23 protein-coding genes are annotated in these 24,417 nt (G+C 55.2%); 8 read left to right on the forward strand and 15 right to left on the reverse strand.

Going from position 1 to position 24,417, the window contains the following annotated elements; all coding sequences use genetic code 11:
- Window positions 1-22: 22 nt before the first annotated feature.
- Window positions 23-1,081 (reverse strand): cell division protein ZapE, encoded by a 1,059-nt coding sequence (gene zapE / locus GOX75_RS18755; RefSeq protein WP_171125678.1) that lies wholly within the window; start codon window positions 1,079-1,081, stop codon window positions 23-25.
- A gap of 146 nt (window positions 1,082-1,227) precedes the next feature.
- Between zapE and GOX75_RS18760 the strand changes: the two genes are divergently transcribed.
- Complete coding sequence (locus GOX75_RS18760; RefSeq protein WP_171125680.1) at window positions 1,228-2,463, forward strand: MFS transporter; 1,236 nt, start codon at window positions 1,228-1,230, stop codon at window positions 2,461-2,463.
- 1 nt (window position 2,464) lies between these two features.
- Here the strand turns inward: GOX75_RS18760 and GOX75_RS18765 are convergent, their stop codons facing one another.
- The 5 genes from GOX75_RS18765 to GOX75_RS18785 form a co-directional block, all read right to left on the reverse strand.
- Window positions 2,465-3,085 carry an HAD-IA family hydrolase gene (locus tag GOX75_RS18765; protein ID WP_171125682.1) on the reverse strand — a complete coding sequence of 207 codons (621 nt, stop codon included), beginning with the start codon at window positions 3,083-3,085 and terminating at the stop codon, window positions 2,465-2,467.
- 102 nt (window positions 3,086-3,187) lie between these two features.
- On the reverse strand, window positions 3,188-3,643 hold the full coding sequence (locus GOX75_RS18770; protein ID WP_171125684.1) for a YaiI/YqxD family protein: 456 nt from the start codon (window positions 3,641-3,643) through the stop codon (window positions 3,188-3,190).
- Window positions 3,640-5,088, reverse strand: coding sequence for a Si-specific NAD(P)(+) transhydrogenase (gene sthA, locus GOX75_RS18775; protein WP_171125686.1), 1,449 nt, complete (start codon window positions 5,086-5,088; stop codon window positions 3,640-3,642). Before sthA ends, GOX75_RS18770 begins: the two co-directional genes overlap by 4 nt.
- 3 nt (window positions 5,089-5,091) lie before the next feature.
- Entirely contained in the window at window positions 5,092-5,925 is an 834-nt protein-coding gene (gene fghA, locus GOX75_RS18780) for an S-formylglutathione hydrolase (protein WP_171125688.1), read from the reverse strand.
- Window positions 5,926-6,029: 104 nt separating this feature from the next.
- Window positions 6,030-6,959, reverse strand: coding sequence for an AEC family transporter (locus GOX75_RS18785; protein WP_171125755.1), 930 nt, complete (start codon window positions 6,957-6,959; stop codon window positions 6,030-6,032).
- Window positions 6,960-7,105: 146 nt separating this feature from the next.
- Here GOX75_RS18785 and GOX75_RS18790 point away from each other — a divergent pair, with 146 nt between their 5' ends.
- Together GOX75_RS18790 and GOX75_RS18795 are read left to right on the forward strand one after the other, a co-directional pair.
- Window positions 7,106-7,723 (forward strand): TetR/AcrR family transcriptional regulator, encoded by a 618-nt coding sequence (locus GOX75_RS18790; RefSeq protein ID WP_171125690.1) that lies wholly within the window; start codon window positions 7,106-7,108, stop codon window positions 7,721-7,723.
- A 133-nt stretch (window positions 7,724-7,856) separates the two neighbouring features.
- Entirely contained in the window at window positions 7,857-9,602 is a 1,746-nt protein-coding gene (locus GOX75_RS18795) for a sugar phosphorylase (RefSeq protein WP_171125692.1), read from the forward strand.
- Here GOX75_RS18795 and GOX75_RS18800 read toward each other — a convergent pair.
- Window positions 9,586-10,815: a glycosyl transferase gene (locus GOX75_RS18800; RefSeq protein WP_171125694.1), complete on the reverse strand. Its 1,230-nt coding sequence runs from the start codon at window positions 10,813-10,815 to the stop codon at window positions 9,586-9,588. The two genes, GOX75_RS18795 and GOX75_RS18800, sit on opposite strands and share 17 nt — an antisense overlap.
- 19 nt (window positions 10,816-10,834) lie before the next feature.
- On the reverse strand, window positions 10,835-11,596 hold the full coding sequence (locus tag GOX75_RS18805; RefSeq protein WP_171125696.1) for a mannosyl-3-phosphoglycerate phosphatase: 762 nt from the start codon (window positions 11,594-11,596) through the stop codon (window positions 10,835-10,837).
- A gap of 345 nt (window positions 11,597-11,941) precedes the next feature.
- On the opposite strand from GOX75_RS18805, the gene GOX75_RS18810 reads away from it, so the two are divergent.
- Window positions 11,942-12,997: a Xaa-Pro peptidase family protein gene (locus tag GOX75_RS18810; RefSeq protein WP_254428844.1), complete on the forward strand. Its 1,056-nt coding sequence runs from the start codon at window positions 11,942-11,944 to the stop codon at window positions 12,995-12,997.
- A gap of 82 nt (window positions 12,998-13,079) precedes the next feature.
- On the opposite strand, the gene GOX75_RS18815 is transcribed toward GOX75_RS18810, so the two are convergent.
- Window positions 13,080-13,757: a GntR family transcriptional regulator gene (locus GOX75_RS18815; protein ID WP_171125757.1), complete on the reverse strand. Its 678-nt coding sequence runs from the start codon at window positions 13,755-13,757 to the stop codon at window positions 13,080-13,082.
- A 343-nt stretch (window positions 13,758-14,100) separates the two neighbouring features.
- Here GOX75_RS18815 and GOX75_RS18820 point away from each other — a divergent pair, with 343 nt between their 5' ends.
- Window positions 14,101-14,964 (forward strand): SGNH/GDSL hydrolase family protein, encoded by an 864-nt coding sequence (locus GOX75_RS18820; protein ID WP_171125699.1) that lies wholly within the window; start codon window positions 14,101-14,103, stop codon window positions 14,962-14,964.
- 22 nt (window positions 14,965-14,986) lie between these two features.
- Complete coding sequence (locus tag GOX75_RS18825) at window positions 14,987-15,871, forward strand: SGNH/GDSL hydrolase family protein (RefSeq protein ID WP_171125701.1); 885 nt, start codon at window positions 14,987-14,989, stop codon at window positions 15,869-15,871.
- Here the strand turns inward: GOX75_RS18825 and GOX75_RS18830 are convergent.
- The 5 genes from GOX75_RS18830 to GOX75_RS18850 form a co-directional block, all read right to left on the reverse strand.
- The gene (locus GOX75_RS18830; RefSeq protein WP_171125703.1) at window positions 15,868-16,260 is read right to left on the reverse strand and encodes a hypothetical protein; all 393 of its coding nucleotides are present in this window, start codon (window positions 16,258-16,260) and stop codon (window positions 15,868-15,870) included. The two genes, GOX75_RS18825 and GOX75_RS18830, sit on opposite strands and share 4 nt — an antisense overlap.
- A gap of 81 nt (window positions 16,261-16,341) precedes the next feature.
- Complete coding sequence (locus GOX75_RS18835) at window positions 16,342-16,743, reverse strand: DM13 domain-containing protein (protein WP_171125759.1); 402 nt, start codon at window positions 16,741-16,743, stop codon at window positions 16,342-16,344.
- A 241-nt stretch (window positions 16,744-16,984) separates the two neighbouring features.
- Window positions 16,985-17,959 (reverse strand): NADPH:quinone oxidoreductase family protein, encoded by a 975-nt coding sequence (locus GOX75_RS18840; protein WP_171125705.1) that lies wholly within the window; start codon window positions 17,957-17,959, stop codon window positions 16,985-16,987.
- A 27-nt stretch (window positions 17,960-17,986) separates the two neighbouring features.
- On the reverse strand, window positions 17,987-19,192 hold the full coding sequence (locus tag GOX75_RS18845) for an acyl-CoA dehydrogenase family protein (protein ID WP_171125707.1): 1,206 nt from the start codon (window positions 19,190-19,192) through the stop codon (window positions 17,987-17,989).
- Window positions 19,193-19,363: 171 nt separating this feature from the next.
- On the reverse strand, window positions 19,364-20,386 hold the full coding sequence (locus GOX75_RS18850) for an AraC family transcriptional regulator (RefSeq protein WP_171125761.1): 1,023 nt from the start codon (window positions 20,384-20,386) through the stop codon (window positions 19,364-19,366).
- Between the two features lie 455 nt (window positions 20,387-20,841).
- On the opposite strand from GOX75_RS18850, the gene GOX75_RS18855 reads away from it, so the two are divergent.
- Together GOX75_RS18855 and GOX75_RS18860 are read left to right on the forward strand one after the other, a co-directional pair.
- On the forward strand, window positions 20,842-21,480 hold the full coding sequence (locus tag GOX75_RS18855; RefSeq protein WP_371808195.1) for a GNAT family N-acetyltransferase: 639 nt from the start codon (window positions 20,842-20,844) through the stop codon (window positions 21,478-21,480).
- 96 nt (window positions 21,481-21,576) lie between these two features.
- The gene (locus GOX75_RS18860) at window positions 21,577-23,346 is read left to right on the forward strand and encodes an adenylate/guanylate cyclase domain-containing protein (protein WP_371808196.1); all 1,770 of its coding nucleotides are present in this window, start codon (window positions 21,577-21,579) and stop codon (window positions 23,344-23,346) included.
- A 60-nt stretch (window positions 23,347-23,406) separates the two neighbouring features.
- Here the strand turns inward: GOX75_RS18860 and GOX75_RS18865 are convergent, their stop codons facing one another.
- Entirely contained in the window at window positions 23,407-24,297 is an 891-nt protein-coding gene (locus tag GOX75_RS18865; RefSeq protein WP_171125711.1) for a hypothetical protein, read from the reverse strand.
- Window positions 24,298-24,417: the final 120 nt, after the last annotated feature.

Raw genomic sequence — 24,417 nt, forward strand, 5'->3', positions numbered from 1 at the left:
GCCGCGGCGGGGGCAGAGCCCCCTAATTCCCCCAATCCTGATCATGCATTTCCCGCAGACGTGACGAGGTACGCTCAAATTCAAAGGTGCCTTCACCTTCGACATACAGCATCTCCGGCTCAGCCGCTGCCGAGCAGATCAGCCGCACTTTGGCCTCGTACAACGCATCAATCAACGTCACAAAGCGCTTGGCTTCGTTAAAGTTGTTCCGCGACAGACGGGGGATATCCTCTAGCACCAGAACCTTGACCGCCTCTGCGATGGCAAGATAATCCGCAGGTCCCAGCATCCGGCCGCAAAGATCATAGAAGCTGGCCCGCGCAACGCCATTCCGAAACTCAGGTAACTCGACCGCACGGCCATTGACCTGCAGTATCAGCGGATCTGCAACGCCGCCGGACAGGTCGTTCCAGACCGAGCTGATGTTCTGCCGTGCTTCAGGTCCAATGGGTGAGAAATAGACAGGCGCACCTTCCAAACGGTTTTGGCGATAATCCGTTGGCGAGATCAGCTCCCACACCTGCAGCTGTTCCTTGATATGGGCAATGAATGGCAGGAAGAGTTGCCGGTTCAAACCATCCTTGTACAAGTCGTCAGGGTGACGGTTCGACGTCGTGATCACGACAACCCCACCTGCGTGCAGCAGATCGAACAGACGCCCAACGATCATGGCATCCGTGATATCCGTGATCTGCATTTCATCAAATGCCAGCAACCGAACCGACTTGACGACGGCGTCCGCAACTGGGGCCAAGGCATCTTCAACACCATCGTTTCTGGCCTTGTGCATACCGGCATGAATTTCCTGCATGAAGGCATGAAAATGCACGCGCCTAGCCGGAATGCCGTCAAGAGCGTCGACGAACATGTCCATCAACATGGACTTGCCGCGCCCAACGCCGCCCCACAGATACAATCCTTTAGGCGGCGGGGGTGGCTTGCGAAACAAACCGCGCTTTACCGGTTTCGCCAACGTTGAGCGGATGCGTTCAAAATGCGGTAGAACTGCCTCTTGCGCGTCATCCCGTGTGAGGGTTCCATCTGCGACGCGAGCCTCATAAAGCGAAATCAAATCCGTCATAGCCCGAGGCATACCCTCTGCATCGCGCATTGAAAAGCAGCCAGACCTGCCCTGCATCAATTTTGCTTATCTACGGCCCCAAAACTTCTGAATTGACCGGACTAATTTTTGATTTAGCGTCTGCCTTCCAATGTCATGAGGTTTCAATGCCCCAGCCACCGCGCCTTCTGAATCCTATCCTGATCGTCGGTTGTATTATCGTGACGGTCAGTTTCGCCGTGCGCGCGTCATTTGGTGTGTTCCAGATCCCGATTGAACAAGAGTTCGGATGGCTGCGCACAGATTTTTCGATGGCTATCGCGATTCAGAATCTGGCATGGGGATTCGGACAGCCCATATTTGGCGCTATTGCGGAAAAAACCGGCGACCGGCGTGCCATCGTGTTGGGGGCACTGACTTATGCCGCTGGTATGGTGCTGTCGGCGTGGTCGGTGACGCCGCTCGAACATCAGATGTATGCTTGGCTTGTTGGGTTCGGCATTGCCGGGACGGGATTTGGCCTTGTGCTTGCCGTCGTTGGTCGCGCCTCTTCGGATGAAAACCGGTCAATGTCTCTTGCCTTGGTAACCGCCGCCGGCAGTTGTGGGCAGATAATTGGTGCTCCGGCAGCCGAATGGATGCTGACATTTCTTCCTTGGCAGCAAGTATTTATCGTCTTCGCCATCGCGATTCTTGCGTTGATTTTGACGCTGCCTTTCATGCGGGCACCGCAAACGGTGTCGAAGGCAGAATTACAGGAAAGCATGGGGGAAATATTGGGGCGGGCCCTTCGCGATCCTTCCTACACCCTCATTTTTCTTGGGTTCTTTAGCTGCGGGTATCAGCTTGGGTTTGTGACAGCCCATTTCCCTGCCTTCGTGACCGAGATGTGCGGCCCGATCATGTCGGGGGGTATTTTACATTCCATTGGCATCACAACGACATCGGCGCTGGGGGCCGTGTCCATCTCTTTGATTGGTCTGGCGAATATCGGAGGGACCTTGCTGGCGGGATGGGCCGGAAGTCGCTATCCTAAGAAATACCTTCTGGCGTCCGTCTACACCGCGCGAACTTTTGCGGCCGCAGCCTTCATTATCTTTCCGATCACACCACTTTCCGTGGTTGTCTTTTCGTTGGTCATGGGTTCGCTTTGGCTCGCAACCGTGCCGCTGACCTCGGGTCTGGTCGCGCATCTTTATGGTTTGCGCTACATGGGCACCCTTTACGGGATTATCTTTTTCAGCCACCAGCTTGGCAGTTTTCTGGGTATTTGGCTTGGGGGACGCCTTTATGATCAATATGGCGATTACACGCTGGTTTGGTGGATTGGGGTCGCAATCGGGGCATTCAGCGCAATCGTTCACCTGCCTATACGTGAAAACAGGGATGCAGTCCCCGCCTGAGCTAGACGGCTTCTTCGGGCTTCAACAGCCCTTCTTTGACAAGGCGGTCAGCCCACCCCTGCGCGCCCTCAAAGTGGTGCGTCTGCCATCCACGTGAATGCGCCGTTTCAATGTTTTCAAGGCGATCGTCGGTGAACAACAAAGTATCGGGTGAAAGGCCGCAGTCTTCTTCGACCATTTGGTAGATAGGGACGTGCGGTTTGACCTCTTGCAGCCTTCCCGAAACATAGTGCCTGTCGAACTCGTTCAGAAATGGGTAGACCGTTGTCGCATAGTCAAAATTCTGTACTCCAAAATTGGTCAGAGCAAAAACTGGCACGCCTTTTCCCCGCAAAGCACGCTGTAAACGGACCGAATGCGGAATTTCGGGCGCGGCCAGTTCGATCCACTTATCGTGCCACATCCGAATTTCTTCGCGCCACTTGGGGTATTTCTCGGCCCAGTCATAGATCGTGTCCGTGAAGTGATGTCCTTGATCCACAAGGTCGTTCATTCCATGTAGATCGACTTCTTCAAACATGGCCCGGCGACGGTCTTCGCCGATCACCTTGTCGTAGTAACGTTCGGGCTGCCATTCGATAAGGACATTTCCGATGTCAAAAACTACGGCTTCAACCGCCATGGGCACACCTGTTCTGAAGGTTTACGTCGGCGCCGACTGAATCAAGCCAGGCGCCGATTGACAAGACCCAACCGCAGCGCAAAACGCCCCCCGGCGCGAGGACTATGCTTTTTGCGCTGCCCTCAATTCCCGTTCCAGCGCGTCCAGAAACCGCGATCTGTCGGCTTTGCCAAAGGGTTTGCCGCCACCGCCAGCACCAAGCGGATTGGCGGCGCGAAGGTCTGCCATCAGGTCACGCATAGCCAGTTGTTGTCCAATATTGGCTGCGGTGAACGCTTCGCCGTTGGGGCGTAATACGCGCGCGCCAGCCTCAACACATTTCGCGGCAAGCGGGATATCGGACGTGACAACCACATCGCCTGCGCCACAACGTTCAGCGATCCACTTATCGGCCTCATCCGCACCCTCAGATACGATAACAATTTGCACCAGTGGATTGGCCGAAGGCCGCAAGCCACCATTGGAGACAAGAGCCATCTGTACCTTGTGCCGCGTAGCGACGCGTTCAGCCTCGGCTTTAACCGGACAGGCGTCGGCGTCGATGAACAGCGTCGTCACGCCTTCTTCGCCTTTTTTTCGGCTGATGTCTTGCGCACCTTGAACTCATCCGGAATGGGCATTCGGTTGAAAGCATCCAGACCTGCGATTTTGTACGCCTCGGCCAGCGTCGGATAGTTGAACGTATTCTGTACGAAATAGTCCACCGTTCCCTTCAGGTTCAGCACCGCCTGCGCGATGTGGATCAGTTCGGTCGCGCCTTCGCCGACAATCTGCACGCCAAGAACCCGCCGGGTTTTTAGCGAGAACAGCATCTTCAGCATACCATGTTCCAAGCCCATGATATGCCCGCGAGAGGTTTCGCGGAATCGTGCCACGCCGACCTCGTATGGGATGCCGCGCTCCTGCAGTTCTTCCTCGGACATGCCGCAGGTGGAAATCTCGGGCACCGAATAGATGCCATAGGGATACCACGGGCTTTCCGGAAGAGTAGGGGTCTCCAAGGCGTGACACGCGGCGACGCGGCCCTGCTGCAGCGATGTCGATGCCAGCGAAGGATGCCCGATCACGTCGCCCGTCGCATAGATATGCGGCACGGCAGTCTGATAGGTTTTGCGGTCCACATTGATCCGGTTGCGGTGGTCTGTCTCAAGCCCCACAGCAGACAAGTTCAGGGCCGAAGTCGCACCCATTCGGCCAGCCGCAAATAGCAGCATCTCGGACCGCACGTGACGCCCATTGGCCAATGTCACCTCGACATGGCCGCCTGCGTCTTCGATCTTTTCGACCGCAGAACCCAGACGCAGGTCCACGCCGTTCTCGCGGATCTGGTGAGTGAAATCGTGGATCAGGCGGCTGTCGATGAAATCCAGAAACGTGTCGCGCGGTTCGATCAGCGTAACCCGCACGTCCAGCGCCGAAAACATGGTGGCATATTCCACCCCAATCACACCCGCGCCAATCACGCAAAGCGACCTTGGGATTTCGGCCATTTCAAGAAAGTCATCCCCATCGACCACGGTCTTGCCATTAAATGGCACATAGTCGGGGCGGTAAGTTTTGGTCCCGGTCGCGATCAGAAACTTTGCGGCGGTCAGGCGGGTCGTGTCACCAGCGTCGGTCGCAACCTCAACCTCATGCGGGCCGACAAATCGCGCCAGCCCATTCAGGGTTTCCACATGGTTTCGGTTGAACTGATGTTCCAGAACGTCAACTTCATGATCCAGCGTCATGTGCAGACGCGCCTTGAGGTCGTCGGCGCGGATCTGATCCTTCACCCGGTACGAGCGGCCATAAAAGCTGCGCTCGCGCCAGCCCGACAGGTTCAGAACCGTTTCACGCAGGGTTTTTGACGGGATCGTACCGGTATGTACTGACACGCCGCCGAACCGATCCTTTCGGTCGATCACCAGCACCCGGCGTTTCAGCTTACCCGCCTGAATCGCTGCCGACCGCCCCGAGGGGCCAGACCCGATGATGATCAGGTCGTAATCAAAGTCGCTCATGCCTCAGTCTCCGTACAGCGCCTCTGCGTGAAAGGTGATGTGATCTTCCATGAAGGTCGATACAAAGAAATACGAATGATCATAGCCCGGCTGAAGGCGATAGGTGGCCTGCTGGCGACGCTCTGCAATGGCTTCTGCCAGCGCCTCGGGGCGCAGCAGGTCGATGAACTGGTCACTGGCCCCGGTGTCGATCAGGACAGGTCCGTCAAAACCCTTTTCCTTCATCATCAGCGAGGCATCATGCTTGGCCCAGGCGCCCTCATCATCCCCTAGATAGGCGGCCAGTTGTTTGCGGCCCCAATCCGCCCCCGTCGGATTCGAGATCGGCGCAAAGGCCGAAACTGAACGGTACCGCCCCGGCAAGTTCATCGCCAGCGTCAGCGCACCATGGCCACCCATGGAATGCCCAGTGATGGCCTGACGATCCATATCAATCGCGAAATGCTCTGCCAGCAGCGCGGGCAGTTCCTCGGCCACATAATCCCACATCTTGAAGTGGGGGGCCCATGGGGTTTGCGTCGCGTTGACATAAAACCCGGCGCCCTGACCCAGATCGTAATCCTCGTGATCAACCACGCCTTCACCGCGCGGCGAAGTATCGGGAAACACGACCGCAATTCCCTGTTCAGCCGCCCACGACTGCGCCCCGGCCTTCGTCATTGCGTTTTCATGGGTGCATGTAAGCCCGGACAGATACCACAGTACAGGGACGGGTCCGTCTTTTGCTTCGGCGGGCAAGAACAAGCCAAAGGTCATGTCGCAGTTACACGCGGAGGAGGTATGGCGATAGACGCCTTGCACGCCCCCGAAACAGGCGTTTTCCGAAAGGGTTTCCATCTGGCTCGTGTCCTTACGTTAGGTTCGGGCCATGGCTACCCTTACCAAACCGCTGCGTAAAGCCTGTGCGCGACGGTTAAGGGGATAATTCGAAGCGCAGAAACCTAAAGCGTTCCCACCCACGCAATCACGACGGGTACAGTCAGAATACTTGCGGCAGTAGAAAGAAGGATTGCCGCCGATGCTCTATGCGGCGCAACGCCGTAATGTGCGGCAAGCATATAAACGTTTCCCGCAACCGGCAGAGCGGCCGCAGCGATGGCTATTGACGCAGGAAATGTCGCGACGGGGATCACCCAAATCAGGACGATTGCGACACAGGCAGGATGTACCACCAGTTTGCAAAAGCTGAGCCAACCCGCGATTTGCACGCGTTCCGCCGACTTGCTGGCCAATGACGCGCCAATTGCAAACAGGGCTCCGGGCGTCGCGGCACCACCCAAAATTGCCAGAAAGTCGTTCAGTGGTACTGGGACCGGGACTTGAAACGCAGACCACAGCATCCCGGCCGAGATCGAAACGATCATGGGGTTCTTTATCAGCCCAACAGCAATCAACCGAAACGTAGACGGGGTCAGCCGCCCATCCCGCCCTCCGTTGATCAAGATGACGATCAACGACGAAAAGACGACAAGATCCACTGTGAGGACCAACATAACCGGCCCGATTGCGGCCTCGGTGAACAGAAGCGCCAGCATCGGCAGGCCCAAAAAGCCAACATTGCCAATGGCTGCGCACTGCGCTTCGACGGCCGAAGTGGGGATGTCCAGACCTCTGATCCAGGCAACGAATGTTGCCAGCGCATAGACGGCGAAGGTGCCCAGAAGGTATCCCAGCACCAACTTCGCATTGAAGATTTCAGCAAACGGAAGCGTGGCGGCAAATCGAAACAGCATCGCCGACAACGCAAAATAGAAGACAAATTTTGTTAGATACGCTGTTGCATCTTCCGAGAAAAAACGGCTGCGCCCGGCCCAATATCCAAGGCCTATGATCGCAAAGAAAGGAAGTGTGCGCAGAAAGATATCGACCATGGCCAGAGTGTTAGCACGGTTTGAACTGGCGGCAAGCCCGCTTGCCCAAAGCGGGTCCGGTAGTTCACCCAAGGGAGTTTCTGCGAGAATCGTTGAATCTGAACTGAACGGTTTATAAACTTGGAACCTGCAGCCAAGGAGAAACAATGCCCGAGTCAGCCACCATCCTGCGTACAGGTCGCAAATTCGATCAAGTGGTACGCGGTGCCCGTGAAGTATTCATGGCGGATGGTTTCGAAGGCGCAAGTGTGGACGATATCGCACGCGCGGCTGGTGTCTCAAAGGCGACCTTGTACAGCTACTTTCCTGACAAACGCCTTTTGTTCATGGAAGTTGCTCACACCGAATGCAGCCGGATGGCTGAAAACGTCTTGTCGATGATCGACGATTCCAAACCAGTGCGCGAGGTGCTGACTGTAGCTGCAACCCAACTAACTACTTTTCTGGTGTCCGAGTTTGCGCAGCAGGTTTTCCGCATTTGCGTGGCCGAACGCGACAGGTTCCCGGAATTGGGTCAAGCATTTTATGAGGCCGGTCCGCAAAACGGCGTCCGGCACTTGGTGGAATACTTTAGGAAGGCCGTTAATCAAGGCGAGCTTGCCATCGACGATTTGCAGATCGCCGCAGAACAATTCTCAGAGCTTTGTAAAGTGCGCATCTGGGCCCGTGCCGCATTTGGCATTCAGAATAGCTTTTCCCAGTCTGAAATCGACGAAGTGGCGCGGCAGGCAGTTGATATGTTCATGACCCGCTACGCTGTGTGAGCCTTCTGTTACCGGTTACATGTCCAAAAAATGTGCAAGGTGGTGCAGGTTGAGTCAAAGAACCGCCGTTCGGTTTGACAGGCTGACCGTTCTGGAAAACCATCAGGCGGATGCAGCGAAGGGCCTGTGACTCTTGACCAGTGATAATACCAGCTTCTCCCGACGCCTGATTGACCTGCTTGTTCAGATCTACCCTGACCATGATCAATCGGAATTGGCGCGACAGGTATCCGATGCCTTTTGGCCGTCCAATACGCACAGGCGCAAACAAGGCCGCAAGCCCGGCAATAAGTTGTGGTCAGAGAACGACAGCGTCCTGATAACCTATGGTAACTCGATTGAAGATCAGGCGCACAAACCCCTGGACCTGTTACACGATTTTCTCGTTCGACACCTGACCGGGGTGGTCAACGGCGTTCACATCTTGCCGTTTTTTCCCTTCACTTCGGACGACGGGTTCGCTGTTTCCGATTACTATAGCGTCAGCACTCAGCTTGGTGACTGGACGGATATCACGCGTATCGCGGACGATTTTCATCTGATGTCCGATCTCGTGTTGAATCATGTCTCAAGCCAGGGCGCGTGGTTCACCAACTACCTTCAGGGCAAATCCCCGCACGACCGGTTCTTTTTTGAAGCGTCACCCGAAGATGATCTGTCCGAGGTTGTGCGCCCCCGCACCACGCCGTTGCTGCGGCAAGTGGATACCAGCGAGGGTGAGAAATACGTCTGGTGCACGTTCAGCCACGATCAGGTCGATCTGGATTTCTCGAACCCCGAGGTTTTGGTCGAGATGTTGCGGATTATCCGTCTGCATATCGACAAAGGCGTGCGGATATTGCGACTGGATGCGGTGGCTTTCATCTGGAAGGAAATCGGCACCAACTGCATTCACTTGCCACAAGCCCATGCGATCGTGCAGCTTCTCAGGTTGCTGTGCGACTATGCAACTGAAACACTTGTACTGCTGACCGAAACAAACGTCCCGCGGACCGAGAATCTGAGTTACTTCGGCAACCGGAACGAGGCGCACGCCGTTTACAATTTCCCGCTGCCCCCTTTGATCCTGCACGCAATGCAGTCAGGCACAGCGCAATATCTGAGCGAATGGCAAGCCGCGATGCCTCCGGCCCAGTTGGGCTGCGCGTATCTGAATTTCACCGCCAGCCACGATGGGATCGGGATGCGTCCGGCCGAGGGATTGCTGCCGCCCGACGAAAAAGAGCGCATGATCGACACGGTGCGCCGCATTGGCGGGCTGGTTTCGATGCGCGCGCTGCCTGATGGGCGCGAAGAACCCTATGAGTTGAACTGCGGCTATTTCGAAGCCATGGCCGAGACATTTCAAGGCCCCGATCAATACCATCTGGCGCGGTTCATCTGTTCACAGACCATCGTGATGTCTTTGGAAGGGATACCGGCCTTTTACATCCATTCCCTGCTGGCCACACCCAATGATCACGAGGCTGTTGCGCGGCGGGGCATGAACCGGGCAATCAACCGGCATCGCTGGCATTACCCTGACCTGCTGGCAAGGCTGGCCGATCCGGGGTCAAATCAGGCGCTGGTGCTGTCCGAATTGTCCAAACGTCTGCGCCTGCGGGCGCAACAGGCGGCCTTTCACCCGAACGCCACGCAATTCACCCTGCGGTTGGATGATCGCGTCTTTGGCATCTGGCGGCAAAGTCTGGATCGCAGCCAGTCGATCTTTGCGCTGCATAATGTCTCGGCCGAGCTGGTCCACGTCAGCCCTGCCGAGATCAACATGATTGCCGAGGAAACCTGGACGGACGCCCTGACTGGAGAAATCCTGGCCACCAACGGCCCCGATATTGTGCTGGCCCCGTATCAGTGCCGCTGGATCACGAACGCGGGCTGAATTCGTCCAGGTCGTCGGACACCGCCGCCTTGAGGCGCAGCAGGAATTCAGGATCAGCCGAATGGACCCTGTTCCATGTGGGAATGAACGGCGTCTCGTGCGGGTTGTCCAGAAACACCTGCCCGGCGCGAATGATATTTTCGGCGAACAGTTCGATGGATTTCTCTTCCTTGTGGCGGTCCAATTCCAACCCATTCATCTTGGCGTCGGTGTAATACCCTTCGAGCAAGTCCAGCGCCGAGCGGTAATAGGTCGCCTTGAGTGTACGGAAGGTATTGGGCGTGAACACCGTGCCGTCGGCGGCCAGTTTGCGGAAGATCGCCTTGCAGATATCGGTGGACATGCGCGACAGGCCACGATTTGCGTCCTCGGGGGACAGCTCCTGATGTTTGTGGTCATAATTGTCGGCAATTTCGACCTGACAGACGGATTTCGGGGCCAGATTTCGCCACGCTTCGGACAGCACTCCGATCTCAAGCCCCCAGTCGGAAGGAATGCGCAAATCGGGCAGGGTAGGGGTGCGAATTGCAAACTCACCCGACAGTGGATAGCGGAAGCTACGCAGATAATCGAGGTAATCCCGGTCCCCGATTACCTTTTTCAACGCGATCAGCAGCGGACTGACCAGAAGACGCGTCACACGACCGTTCAGCTTGCCGGACCCGATACGGGGGTAAAACCCTTTGGCCATCTGAAACGGAAAGGTCGGGTTGACCACCGGATAAACCAGCCGATCCAGCATCTCGCGGTTATACGTGACAATGTCGCAATCGTGAATCGCCATAACGGAACTGTCCGCGCAGGCCAGAAGATAGCCGATACAAGACCAGACATTCTTACCCTTGCCGGGTTCCTGCGGCGCAAGGCCCAAGGCTTTCAGATGTTCCTGAAGATGCGTCAGACGAGGGCTGTCATTCCAGATAACAGCGTGGTTTTGCAGCAAGTCGGCAAAGAACGCACGGGCTTTGCGGTACTGTTCTTCATCCGCTTGGTCCAGGCCGATGATGACGCGGTGAAGATACGGGACCTGCGACAGTTCCTTGAGGATACCAGCGAGGGCCGGCCCCTCCAGCTCGGAATAAAGACACGGAAGGATCAGGGTGATCTTGCGGGTCTGTGCAAAGACCGAAATCTCATGTGACAGGTGACCACTGGGTCTGCTGCGCAAATTGTGCAGCGTCGTTATATTTCCGTTCTGATGGAAGTCTGCCATGTCGTTCGCCTTGTTTTTGTCAGAACTCTGCAGTCAGGGTCAGGATGGCCTCCGACCAACCTTGGGGACCGTTGCTGTCTGTCCTGAATATGCGTGGTTCGATATGAGGTGGAAAAGGCGGAATGCCCGGCCCATCCGGATTTGCAACCACGACGCCTTGATCCGCAGCCATTAGCATTTCGATGTCATTTGGCGCGTCACCCAAGGCGATTGATCGGCTTGGTCTTAGCTGCTGAACAACTTCCCTTAAGGCGTCCGCCTTGGTTTTTCCGAAGGATACGGTCAGGAACCGCCCCCCGCGACGGGCAAAAAGACTCATGTTGCGCGCTTGTGCTACGAAGTGGTCTAACTCGGCCTCCGTGCCCATCCACAGCCCGGGCTCGCTGAATTTCCGCGTTCGAGCACGGGCGGCTTGAACGGGGTTGAGCCCCGTCGCATCTGCCACATCCTGATCGGACATATCGCCAAACCCGACAAATCCCGTGGGCAGTTGGGAAAGCGCCGTGCGCAAGTCCTGATAATGGTCACCTTCAATATCGGGCGCATCGGGCCATAGGATACCCGCCCCATTTTCGACAATTGCCGGCATTCGCGTAACACCAAGTTCCTGCTGCAGCGGTGCAATCTCTGCCGCTGTTTTGCTGCTGGCCAATACAAGCCCCGCGCCGATTTCCGACAAGCGTTGAAGTCCCGGCTGAGCAGCCGCCCAACTATAATTGTGATGATCCAACAGCGTCCCGTCGAGATCAGAGAAAACCAGCAATTTTGGGTCGGCGGTCATGGGGAAGGGCGATCAATTCGTTCTCTCATTGAGTGGAAGTAAAAATCCGTGACCATCGGAAGTAAATCCATTCTGGCCAAATGCGCGTCAAACCCAAATCTTACGCCCAATATTTGGGCAATTGCGTGGCGGTCGCTATCTGGCTCGGTATTGAGTTTTGACCATGGGCACTTTGGGCACGGGTCCAAAACACACCCTCTGGGCAGTTACATCTTCCATGGTGTAAGTGTCCCAACAGTTGCAGATTATTGGCAAGGGCTGCCCGATACGGCGGCTCGGCCTTACTATCTTGGGAGGTCGGCGCACATGCCGAATTTGTCGGAATACAGTAAACTGGCAAGGGAAATGTCAGTAGATGCCATTGCCCTTGTACCGGGCCCTAATTTCACCCGCGCATTGGGCAAACCTTTCATGAGCCACGAACGGCCCTTTGTGGTCATTATCCCGGCTGAGGGCACACCGGCTGCGATTGTGCCCAATCTGGAACTGGGAACGTGGGAATTGGTCGGTTTTGAGGGGGCCGTCTTCGACTGGATGGACCAAAAGGGCTATGACAGCGCCTTTGCTTCATTGGCCGCTCATATGCCCCTGAGGTCACTTGCCGTTGAAGGGCAAGTGATGCGGGTTTTCGTGTCCAAGGCCCTGACCAATGCGATGCCCGACTTGCAAATCGTAGATGCCGAGCGCGAGATTTCCGGTTTGCGGATCATCAAGACCGACGCCGATATTGCCGCTTTGCAGGCTGCTATTGATATCTCGGAACGCGCGCTGGAACGTGTGATTTCAGAGGTTCGCGTCGGGCAAACCGAGAAACAGATCGAACAGGCGTTGATCCAGGCGCTGTTTGCTGAAGGCGCCGCGTCGTTGGCTTTTGCACCGATTGTCGCCGCCGGAGACAACTCGGCTCAACCACACGGCAAAGCCCGCGCGGATTATCAGATCAAACCCGGCGATGCGCTGCTCTTCGACTTTGGCGCGCGCAAAAACGGTTTTGCGGCGGATATCACGCGTACATTCTTTGTTGGCGAGGTTTCGGACGAGGGTAGGGCAGTTTACGACACAGTCCTTCGCGCGAACCTCGAAGGGTTCAAGGCCTGTTGCCCCGGCGCGAGCGCCCATGACATCGACGACGCAGTTACAAATGTGCTCGAGGCTTCGCCCTATGCCAACCGGATTCGCACCAAGACGGGTCATGGTCTGGGTCGCGACGTGCACGAAGCGCCATATATCATGCGCGGGAACCACCAGAAAATCCTGCCGGGCATGGTTTGGACCAACGAACCGGGCCTGTATGATCTGGGCAATTTTGGTGTTCGGATCGAAGATGATGTTCTTGTGACCGAGGATGGTTGTCGGTCGCTGACCAGTTTTCCCAAAGATCTTACAATCATAGGCCGCTGACACTTGACTGGTTCACGAAACGTGTTGGAATGACGGGTCGCTCCAAGTGGCCCGTCAGTGTCCTGTGAGCTGACTATTCAGATTAACTTTCGGCTTTGCGGGTCGCGATGACCATAGCCAGCAACTGTTCCTTGGTGCGCTGGATGTGGTTCGTCAGCAGCGCGCAAGCAGCCTCTGCATTGCGCGACCGCGCCAGTGCCAACAACTGACGGTGCTCCGCTTTGGCTGGCTCTCGCTGTTCCATCACACTCAGGTGCATCCGCACATAACGGTCAGATTGCAGATTGACCCGTTGCAGGAATTCGTTGGTAATCCCGCGCTCAGCGGCGGAATATAACGCCCTGTGATACTCGTAGTTCAGACTGCCCCACCGCCCGACGTCATATGTTTCATAGGACTTTTCCATTTTGTTCAACAACTCTTCGCAGATGACGAAATCCGCCTCTGTCATCTGGGGGATCGCCCGTTTGAAAAGGTCGACTTCCAACAGGATTCTAAGGTCGAAAATCTCTCCGATTTCCGAAAGGGAATGAGTTGTTACACAGGCCCCCCGATTGTTAGTCAGTTGGACCAGGCCCTCGGCATCCAGCCGCTTGAGCGCCTCACGTATCGGCATGCGGGATACGTCATATTCCTCTGCCAACGCTTCTTGCCGAATGGTTTCACCTTCCACCATCTCTCCGCTCAGGATACGCTCGCGCAGGTCGTTTGTGATGACATCAGGCAAACTTTGGCGATGAATCGCGCGGGTTTTTGGCATTGGGATGGTCTCTGGCATTTCCACTTTGTATCCAAAATACGAAAGGACGCCACAATATCCAATAGCCTTTAGTTTCATTGCCTTTGTTATCGAGCGGCTTTGCCCAGAAGCATTGGTAACCATAGAGTTGCAGGCCTTCGTGAATGGCATGGAATATGGGCATGTCCCTTAATCCGACCAATCGGACACCCACCTCCCCCCTCATAGAACCCCAGCCAGATCATCACGGCAGGCGCAGTGGAAATAACCAGGTATTGATTGGTATTACACTGCACAATCCCGCATTCTGGCGCGAATGACCGGGCATGGTCCGGCTGCGGGAACGACTGTTGAAGGTGATTGTGTGACTTTGTTCAGAACATCAGTATTCGGACTTTGGCTGGCCGCCGTTTCAGCCCTAAGCGCACAGCCCGCGGCGGCGCAACCGGATATTCTGATCCTAGGGGACAGCCAGATTTCGTTCGGGGCTGGCAAAGAGTACCTGAGGTTCTTCGATGAGCTGGCGGATCGGTGCAGGATGACGCCTGAACGCAAAAGGGCACTGGGTAATCTCGGCAACCGCGAGACTGCCGCGATTGGCGTCCGCTCGACATCCTTGCAGTCATGGACAACGCCCAAGGGGGCCGCAAAAGGTGCGATTTGCGATGTCGACAAGAAATTCGGGGTCAATGCCGGGGCCTATGGTATCGAAGGCAACCCTGACCGGGTGTTCATTCAGATCGGCAAAGACAACGCCTATCAGTTCTGCAAACCCAATCAGACCGCGTTTCAGGCGATGTTTGACGACGGGTATTACAGCCCCGAATTGCTGGTTCTGACCTTTCTGGGCAATTCATCCGATCGCTGGGCGAATTCTCCTGATTTGGCCCAACAGGATGCCCGCCGCACGCTGGAACAAATTCCGGACGACATTCCATGTATCTTCATCTCAAGCGTGCCGGTCTATCTGAAAAAGACCAACGACAAACGAATGAAGGCCCAAACCGCGATAGCCCGCGCCTTGCGGCAGGCGGGAACGCAATGTGCCGTGGTTGAAGGGTTCAACCGCAAGACACGCGCCGTGATTGAAGGTCAGCCCGCTTATTTCCGGCGCAACGATGCGGGCAAGGTCAAGGACCCGCACCATCCAAGCCGGGCTGCGGTCCGGGCTTTTCTTGACATTAACACGGCCGAAATCTGCAACGCTGTATTTTCGGCCGTGAAGTAGAGGTAAAGACTGCAGGGGGGATATGCAGGTGTTCAAAAAGATGGTCGCAACTGTTTGCGCTTTGGCCTTCACCACTCTGGGGGCAAGCGCAGAGGATTTTACCTCGCCCGAGATTCTGATTATCGGGGACAGCCAGATATCCTTTGGTTCGGGCCCGGCTTTCCTGGAGTTTTTCAGCGATATCAAGGACCACTGCCACCCCAATGCCCGGCAGAAAAAGCACCTTGAACGCCTTGGGGAAATGCGGGTCGGGGTGATAGGTGTCCGGTCCAGTTCAATCGACTCGTGGACCGCCCGGTCGGGGCGGGCAAAGGACACGATCTGCAAGGTGGACCCGAAATGGAACGTGAACGCCGGTGCGTACGGGTTCGTGAACAAGACCGGCAACAAGTATGTGCAGATTGGCAAGGGAAAGGAATATCAGTTCTGCGCGGCCAAAACCTCACCGCTCGAAGAGATGCTGCGGGACGGGTATTATGATCCAAAACTGATCCTGATGTCCTTTCTCGGCAACTCGGCCAAGCGGTGGGCTAACAACCCCGAAGCCGCCGTACGGGATGTTGAACGCCTGCAAGCGCAACTGCCTCCCGACCTGCCGTGCATTTTCATGACCACAGCGCCCGCTTACAAGAAGAAGATCGTAGATTTGCGGCTGCGGGCGCAGAAGAATCTGATGGATGCGTTCAAGGTCACGGGACTGCGGTGCACGTTCGTACCTGGTGCTACCCCTGAAACGGTTGCGGCCAACCAAGGCAACAAGCATTATTTCCGCCTGAACAGGAACGGCATGGTTAAGGACCCATACCATCCAAACGAGGCGGCTGCTAAAAACTTCTTTGCGCTGGAAATGGACCAGATATGTTCAGCCATTTTCGACCAGATCGAACCAACCAGGGAACAGAGCTAACCCTCTGATCGACCCGCTTGCTTGCGTGGCGGGACGGCCGCCAGAATGACCGTCCACCCAAGGATACCCTGCCCGTGGGCGCTTAGGTTCTGCTCATACGAGAAAATCAGAATTTCCAACGGCTTGAGAGGGTCGCGGGGCGGCCAGATCACCCATTGCAAAGGCAGATCGGGAATGACAAACCGATAATACATGTAATAGATTTGCGGCGACAGCCACACGAACAGCCAAAACAAGAAAAGCGCCCCGAATAATCGCACCCAGATCGGGAAAGGGCGCAAGGCACGACGTGCCAGAAGCACCATCAGCAGAAAAAGAATGGCGCTTAACAACGCCAGTCCGACCTGCCCCCAACCTGACAAATCAAAAAAGGAGTCCTGACGGTACAAACCTGCCCTCGCTGAGTGCTGGGTAAAAGGACGAAAACCGCCCACCTTGGCGGGCGGTTTTACAATGCCTTCAAGGACCGCTTAACTCAGCGGGGCGACCGCCAGGATCACAGTGAACTTCTCACAATAGATATACAACTCGTTGTACTTGGATGTGTCGATCCCGGTCGGGATTTTAAACGAGGCTTCGCCCTTCTTGACGGTCAGCTTGTCGTGAATTTTTGAACCATTGGCATAGGTCTCACCATTGCCGAAGCCGATCTTAATGTCCGGTGGGTTCTTGCTGGGGTCAAAGACATAGTCGCTTTTGAGTGTAACGGTATCACCGGTGACCGATACCGTCCCTTTCACGTTATAGCCACGACGCCCAGACAGGCTGCCGGTGCGTTCCTTGTCCCCGGCAAATGCAGCAGGAGTTCCAAGTGCGAGTGCGGCTGTTGAAGCAAGTCCCAGCTTCATGAATTGGCGGCGTTTGATCGTCATGGCGCATGTCCTATCCAAATCTAAGATGGAAAGATTCTGAGCAGACTATTTGCGCTCTGCCAACTCACATCGCATCGAGGGAATTTGAGACTCTGAAACAAATCGGATCTGTTACCAAACCGCTCGAACCAAATCCTCGTCCCTGAAGAATTTCTCTTCAATTCGCGATAGATCGTCGACCGAGCGCGACCCATCCGATCCTCGATGTATATTAGCCAAACTTGTAAAGTGGCTGGAACACCTAGATTTGCAGAACAATACGCCCGATCACTTCACGCTCATTGAGAGATCGGAAGGCTTCAGATGCGTCCTCCAACTTCAAAACGCGATCAATAAGTGGGCGCAGTTCACCTTCAGCAATCCAGTTCATTATCTTGTCTGCTGCATCCTTGGCTTCCGACGGGAACTTCTCGGCCCATGCACCTTCGAACACTCCAACCACCGAGAAGCCTTTGAGCAGAGGCAGGTTCATCGGTAGGTTTGGGATTTCCCCGCTCACAAACCCAATTGGCGTGATGCGCCCGCCCCACCGCATGGATCGGGCAATCTTTACAAAGGTGTCTCCGCCTATCATCTCAAAGCAAACATCCAACCCTTTTCCGTCTGTAAGGTCTTGGATCTGTTGGCGCAGGTCGCCTTCGCGCATATTGACGACTGCATCGGCGCCTGCCTCCTGCAGCGCACTCATTTTGGCGGCGTCTCCGGTTCCTGCAAGGACGCGCGCACCAAGCATCCGCCCCATGTCAACGGCAGCAAGTCCAACCCCGCCAGTGGCACCCGTGACCAACAGGTTCTCACCCGGTTGCAGCGCGCATCTTTGGGCCAAAGCGTGATAGGCTGTCATGTAGTTGTGCAAAACGGTCGAAGCGACCGTAAGGTCGACGCTTTCGGGTACTTTCGCGCACTTCCAGTGTTTGGTTACAGCACGTTCCGCGTAACTGCCGTGCCACATTTGCCCGACGACACGATCACCTGGTTTAAAGTCGGTGACCTCGCTCCCGACCTGTAAGACAATGCCTGCCGCGTCCGTTCCCGGGACATAAGGCAACTCTGGCCTCAGTTGATAACCACCTTCCGTCATGAGCTTATCCATAAAACTCACGGCGGCGGCATGCACCTCGATGAGAACTTCATCGGCTGCTGGAACAGGCTCTGGCGCTTCGCCAAGTTCAAGCGCATCAGCGCCCTCAAATTTCGAACATAGGACAGCGCGCATAGCCCAAACTCCTGTATGTATAGCGTACTAATCCGCCGCTAGGATTGTATCGTTTTTGTCAGTTTCGCCATACCCCTTTGGCACAGGAAGGTCCGGCAGACCAGCCGCACGTTTTTGCAGCGCTCTACCAATCACGACGCGGCTGATTTCGGTTGTTCCGTCAACGATCCGCAGCATCTGCGCCAAGCGTGATAGTCGATCCAGCCCGTAAGGCTGCAAAAGACCCATCCCACCCAGAACCTGGGTGCAAGTGTTCGCAGCTTTTACTGCAGCGTCGGGGACAAAACGTTTGGCATGTGCCGCCATAAGTGGCCCCTCAGGGGTGCCAAGGGCTTCGGCTGCCTTGCGGTAAAGCAGCTTGGACGCTTCGAGATCTGTTGCCACCTCTCCCAGCATCCACTGAATGCCGTCAAGGTCGAGGTTCTTGCCGCCAAACATCTTGCGGTTCTTTGAATAGGACAGCGCAGTATTCAGCGCGGCCTGCAACAGGCCACAACACCCAGAAGCGATCGAAACCCTTGCGATGTCGATCGCCATCAATGAGCCCTGCAAGCCTTGGCCAATTGGAAGAATGATATTGTCTTCGCTGACCACGACGTTGTCTAAATACATCTCGGAAATCGGCAGGAAGTTATAGGATGGTGTATCATAAATTGGGCCAAAGCTGATACCTGGCGCGTCTGCCGGAATCGCGATCATGGCCATGTCCTTATGACCAGGCTCATCCGAGGTTTTGACAACGGTAAAGTAGATATCGGCCTCAGTCGCCAAGCTGACCCACGCCTTAGCGCCATTGATAGTCCAGGTGCCGTCACTGTTGATTGTTGCACGGGTGTACATCTTCATCGGATCAGACCCGGACTGCGGCTCTGTCAGCGCGAAATTCGCAAGCTTGCGACCTGAAGTCAGATCGCGCGCCCATTCCTCTTTGAACGCGTCGGTCCCGTATCCACAACCTGCAAAAGTACAAATGTTGTGCATGGAAATCGCAAATGCGTAAGCTCCATCGCCTTTTCCCAATTGTTCATAAACCTGAATACCCTCGGACAGCGGCAAACCCTGTCCGCCCCACTCTTTCGGTGCGTAGAGGCCAGTCAGACCAGCCGCACCTGCCTTGTCAGAGGCCGCGCGAGGCCAAGCCCCGTTTTTGTTCCAGGCATCAACATTAGGCAGGATCACTTCACTGGCGTGATCGCGCGCGGCGGACAAGAGAGTTTCAAGATCAGACGACATGGCCTTGGTCCTTTCAGTTGAACGCAAATATCCAATCTCGCCACCACCATTGGGCGAAGCAAATCGGGTTTACGCAGTAAGATGTGCCTTGACCGCTAGGTAGCAGCACAATTAACACCTACTCCATCTCGCGCGGTGACAACCGATTGTCCAAAAGTGACAAATCTTTTCCTAGAGTAGAGCCCGCTGCCGATACGAGCTTGGTGTCGCCCCTGTCCACCTGTGAAACGCCTTGTGGAAACTTGCCGCGGAAGAAAAGCCAACGTCCTGAGCAATAACCTCGATACTTGCATCTCCAATTTGCAAGCGGCGAATTGCGATATCCCTGCGCAACCCGTCTTTGATGGCCTGAAAGGACGTTCCGTCAGCGTCCAACTTACGGATCAAAGTGCGCGGCGTCATGCCAAGCGCCTTGGCGGCCCCTGCCAAATGCGCGTCCTGCCAGCTCGATTGGTTCAGATAGGCGCGGACACGCAAAGACTGAGTGTGCTCTTGCGAATGCGTAAAGACCCAGTCGCGCGGCGCATTTTCCAGGAAGCGATCCAGATCATCGGTACTGCGCGTATTCACCGGCCCCAGCGAAGCTTTGGCAAAGCGAATTGATGTGGAATTTGCATCAAACGTGACAGGCGCGGGAAAAATGACGGCATAGTCCTCTTCGAAAGAGGGGCGCTCAAATGCGAAATCGACCCGCTCCACGGCGACCTCACGGCGGGCCAGCCAAGACAGAATCCCATGGACAAGCTTAAGGATCAGCATATGGCCAAAGCGCTGCGCAAGGGCGTCTGACCGGGGCACAAGGCGCAGTGCCATGGTATCCTCCGCATCGACCAACTCGAACCGGTAGTCATCAAGCAACAGGTTCCAGAATGTCGAAAACCGGTAAAGCGCCGACGACAGCGAGGTTGACTCGCGCACCGATGTCAGCAGGTGTTGCAAGGCACGTGGCCTTATTGGACGCGACCAGAGCCCCATCATCTCATCGCCGGTTTCCACAGCTGCCAGTTGGTACAGGCGAACGATCTGCTCCAGAGTCACTCGACCCAACGGGGCATTGTCGCCATATGAGATGCCGGATCGGGCGAGCAACGAAGCAAATTGATCCGGCTCACAAAGGGCCTGCAACGCCACAAGCCAATCAAGAATGAAGCTGCTTGAGACTGTTGAAAATGAAAGTTTTTGGTCGCTGATCATCGCTGAATGACAATAGCAACGAAAGCCAAGGGCTAGAACCAATATCCTTGGCGGCCCAAACCCGCCGTGCACAAATTTGCCCCAAAGCGGCACGCACGAGATCACCGGCGTTGCGAAACCGTGCATCCCACCTTTGCATCCGGGCATTCCAGTACCGATAGGCTTTCAGTCCGGTTTTGCGGCAGATGCAAGAATTTCACCTACAACTTGCAGCGTTCCCGACTCGCTAGTTCGCCTCATGGGTACCGTTGGGCATGTCGGTTCGGAATTTGAATTTTCGGAGTCCAATGCAGGGCGCAATAGCCCCGTTGAGTCCGATCAAACAAAGTTTCATCTTGATATCTAAGGACTTTAGGGGCTTCTTACCTGCCACATGTTTCTGCCTTCGTATTTGCAGAATTTTTGTGCTACTGTCGCCAGAGTCATTTTTTGTATTTTATTCAAAGGTTTTTACAGTGCAGGACAAAACGACAGGAACATTCAGGCTGCGCCCAGTTGAAAAGTCCGATCTGGAGGTCATCGCGCCGTGGTTTCAGGACGTAGAAGATTTGGCGCTGTTTGACCGAACATCGCGCATTCCCTTCAACCAGTCGCAAACCGAAGAAATCTGGAAAGATGCCTTTTCCCCTGACAACCGCTGCAAATGCTGGTTCGTGGTGGAATCCAGTGATGGTAAGGCGCTTGGGATGGCGGGGATCGAAGCAATATCAACCGTCAATCGTGACGCGGTCATTGCCATGTTTGTTGAGAAGAACGCCCGACGCCTTGGGATCGGGCTGCGCGCAACAGCCTTGCTGATTGATTTTGCATTTCGGCAGTTAGGTTTGAACCGCCTTACGTCCTACTACCGCGTGGACAATCAAAGCAGTCGGGACTTGGTGGCAAGGGTCGGATGCCAGATCGAAGGAACCATGCGGCAGGCATGGTTCGCAGACGGAAAATTCCACGACATGATCGTGGTAGGAGTCCTGAACCAAGATTGGATGAAACATCGAGAAACACTTGCGCAAGAGTTGAGCAACGACATCGTAGTGACCTTTGGTACAAGCGCACCTGGCGCTTGGTCATGGCCTCCTCAGGGTGCGGGCTCCTGACCAAGGCATCCGAATGACCCAAGCAGTCGAAATATTTGAAATTAGGTATATGTTGAACAAGTGGTTTCAGCAGAACCTACCAAATGAGAAACGCCAGTGGACACCAACAATCTGAACGTTCCCATCACACAAAAGCTCGGGGCTGTCCTGTTCGCCGACGTTGTCGGATATTCTCGCTTGATGAGCGAGAATGAACTGGACACGTATAACGCTTTGAAATCATTGCTCTCCAAGCTCGAAGTCACGTGCGCAAAATATAATGGCCGCGTGATTGAAGTGCGCGGTGACGGCATTCTTGCACTGTTTGAAACGGCTACAAGCGCGGTGGAATTTGGTGTGGAACTGCACCAGATCGCGAGCGAGCATAACCACACGCGATCCGAGAATCAGCGAATCAAATTTCGCGCGGGCGTTCATCTAGGAGAAATCCTTATCGACGAACGCGGGATTCATGGCGATAACGTGAACATTGCGGCCCGACTTCAGGAAATAGCGGAACCAGAGCGTGTTTACGTCAGCTCGGCCGTTTACGATCAGGTGTGCAACCGCCTGCGATATGGGTATGAGTTTCTGGGCCCAAAGCAACTGAAGAACATCGTTTCTCCGATCTCAACCTATTGCGTCCGAAGCGAGGTTGCTGGCGCGACCATGGCAGGAACGATGCGCCCCGAGCTGACGATGGATATTCTGGAGCGGCCGGATACACCGTCGGTGGCTGTCCTGCCATTCACCAGCAATAACGGGGACGAGTCCGACAATTGGATTGCCGAGGGGTTGACCGACGACATTATCATGAACCTTTCCAAGTTCCGGAACCTGTTCATCATCGCCCGGAACTCATCGTTTTTCTTCAAGGCACAGGCGATGCCACCGAAGGAAGCAGCCCAGAGACTGAACGTACGATATATCGCGCGTGGTAGTGTCCGGCGGTCCGCCAGTCGCATTCGGATTACCGCCGAACTTGTGGATGCCAATACTGAACGCACTATCTGGGGCGAGCGGTTCGATCGGAATATCGACGACATCTTCGACATTCTCGACGAAGTTACAGAATGCATTGTTGCCGCCACCGCCGTGATGATCGAATCCCATGAAAAACAGCGTATGATTCAGGCAGTGCCCGCCGACCTTGAGGCGTATGGTTCGGTTCTTCAGGGTCAACATCACATCTTCAAGTATACGCGGAACGACAATCGTAAGGCGCAGGATTTCTATCAATCCGCGCTAGAGCGGGACGGGCGCTATGCCCGGGCGGCGGCAGCTTTGTCACGAACGCTGAACATAGACTGGCGGTATTCCTGGGCCGAAGATCCATCTTCCGCGTTGGACAAGGCGCTGTCGCTTGCGCAGCGCGCTATCGAACTGGATCCAACGGATGCCCGCGGTTTTGGCGAGTTGGGGTATGTGCACCTGTACCGAAAGGAACATGACGCCGCGATTCAGTCCTATCAACGTGCCTTGGCACTGAACCCAAATGACGCCGACATGCACTCGGATTTTGCGGATGCGTTGGCACATTACGGAGACAATGAAACGGCGATCACACATATCCAGCAGGCCATGAGGTTGAACCCCTATTTCCCAGATCAGTATCTGTGGCACTTGGGTGGGGCCTACTACAATCTCAGACGGTATGACGATGTGATTGAGACCGTCAATAAGATGAACAACCCAACCGAAGGTCAACGTATGCTGGCTGCAAGCTATGCCCAGCTGGGGCAAACCGACCTGGCGCGTCAGATCACTGACAAGCACCGCGCGGCACATCCCAATTTCTCGCTTACGCGATGGGCCACGGTACAGCCGGATCGGTTGGAAGAGGATACCCAGCATTTTGTAGAAGGCTTGAAAAAAGCTGGGTTTTGATAATCCAGAAAAAAGGGCACGCGCCTGACGTGCCCTTGTTCTGTAGATATTGGCTTGATCTTAGTCGCCGCCGCGCACCTTTGCGCCACTGACTTTGGCACCTGATACCTTTGCACCGCTGACTTTCGCTCCACTCACCTTTGCACCGCTGACTTTGGCGCCAGATACCTTGGCACCGCTGACAGCCGGGCTGTCAAAACCGAAATAAATGTCCAGCAGGACTTGCTCGAACTGGCCGGTCATCACGTCCATACGGATCGTGTAATCAGCCTTGTCGTAATCCCAGACCCTGATGTCGTCCGAGATTTGATAGTCAGCCGAAGCGACACCAGACAGGGATGGATCACTCGGAGCGCGGGATGCTAGGCCACCGGGCCGGTTTCCATCGGTCGGGCTTTCGCCTTTTCCATGGACCAGGAAAATGGTGGGTTCAGGCAGCTCATAATACGTGCCTTCAAACGAGAAGCCGTAGATACGCGCCAATCGGGAGTCTTTACCATACTGATCCTTGAGCTGCTTGTTCGCGCCGATTTTTTCGGACAGTTCTTTGCGGAAAATGAACTCTTGCTTTTCGAAACCCGCAGGGGTGGGCAGCGTCTGCTGCCAGAAGCTGTCTTCGTATTGGTCCCCATGCGTGACCTTCACCAGCGCGTCTTCTTCAATCCTCTCTTGGTTTTCCAGCTTATAGTTCTCGTCAACTACTGTTACTTCGTAAATACCATTCTTTTTGGGACGATTTCCAGTAACCAGAACTAAGTTGCCAGCCGCCACCTCTTCACCGTCGATCGTGCCGTCTACGATGGAGATATTCTTGTTCACCTTCACCTTTTTCGCTGCAACAAGGCGGACTGTTTTATCTGGGGCCGCAATTTTGGATTTCGCGACCTTCAAGTCGTTCAATAAACGCCCAAACAACAACACTTCGGAAAAACTAAGCAAGGATTCAGCCATAATATTCTCTCCCAATTGTGGGGTGGACAGAGCTTAGGCCCTCATCTTTTCCCCTGAATTGAACCCGAACGCATAGTTCGAGAAAATTATTTCCAATAATCATCCCACGTTTGCATGCCA

Origin of the sequence: Ruegeria sp. HKCCD7251 (assembly GCF_013031165.1) — a bacterium.
Taxonomy (GTDB): Bacteria; Pseudomonadota; Alphaproteobacteria; order Rhodobacterales; family Rhodobacteraceae; genus Ruegeria.

Coding starts and splice junctions, on each gene's coding strand:
- zapE (WP_171125678.1), bottom strand. CDS start 1,081: ATGACGGATTTGATTTCGCTTTATGAGGCTCGCGTCGCAGATGGAACC.
- GOX75_RS18760 (WP_171125680.1), top strand. CDS start 1,228: ATGCCCCAGCCACCGCGCCTTCTGAATCCTATCCTGATCGTCGGTTGT.
- GOX75_RS18765 (WP_171125682.1), bottom strand. CDS start 3,085: ATGGCGGTTGAAGCCGTAGTTTTTGACATCGGAAATGTCCTTATCGAA.
- sthA (WP_171125686.1), bottom strand. CDS start 5,088: ATGAGCGACTTTGATTACGACCTGATCATCATCGGGTCTGGCCCCTCG.
- fghA (WP_171125688.1), bottom strand. CDS start 5,925: ATGGAAACCCTTTCGGAAAACGCCTGTTTCGGGGGCGTGCAAGGCGTC.
- GOX75_RS18785 (WP_171125755.1), bottom strand. CDS start 6,959: ATGGTCGATATCTTTCTGCGCACACTTCCTTTCTTTGCGATCATAGGC.
- GOX75_RS18790 (WP_171125690.1), top strand. CDS start 7,106: ATGCCCGAGTCAGCCACCATCCTGCGTACAGGTCGCAAATTCGATCAA.
- GOX75_RS18800 (WP_171125694.1), bottom strand. CDS start 10,815: ATGGCAGACTTCCATCAGAACGGAAATATAACGACGCTGCACAATTTG.
- GOX75_RS18805 (WP_171125696.1), bottom strand. CDS start 11,596: ATGACCGCCGACCCAAAATTGCTGGTTTTCTCTGATCTCGACGGGACG.
- GOX75_RS18810 (WP_254428844.1), top strand. CDS start 11,942: ATGTCAGTAGATGCCATTGCCCTTGTACCGGGCCCTAATTTCACCCGC.
- GOX75_RS18815 (WP_171125757.1), bottom strand. CDS start 13,757: ATGCCAAAAACCCGCGCGATTCATCGCCAAAGTTTGCCTGATGTCATC.
- GOX75_RS18825 (WP_171125701.1), top strand. CDS start 14,987: ATGCAGGTGTTCAAAAAGATGGTCGCAACTGTTTGCGCTTTGGCCTTC.
- GOX75_RS18835 (WP_171125759.1), bottom strand. CDS start 16,743: ATGACGATCAAACGCCGCCAATTCATGAAGCTGGGACTTGCTTCAACA.
- GOX75_RS18840 (WP_171125705.1), bottom strand. CDS start 17,959: ATGCGCGCTGTCCTATGTTCGAAATTTGAGGGCGCTGATGCGCTTGAA.
- GOX75_RS18845 (WP_171125707.1), bottom strand. CDS start 19,192: ATGTCGTCTGATCTTGAAACTCTCTTGTCCGCCGCGCGCGATCACGCC.
- GOX75_RS18850 (WP_171125761.1), bottom strand. CDS start 20,386: ATGATCAGCGACCAAAAACTTTCATTTTCAACAGTCTCAAGCAGCTTC.
- GOX75_RS18865 (WP_171125711.1), bottom strand. CDS start 24,297: ATGGCTGAATCCTTGCTTAGTTTTTCCGAAGTGTTGTTGTTTGGGCGT.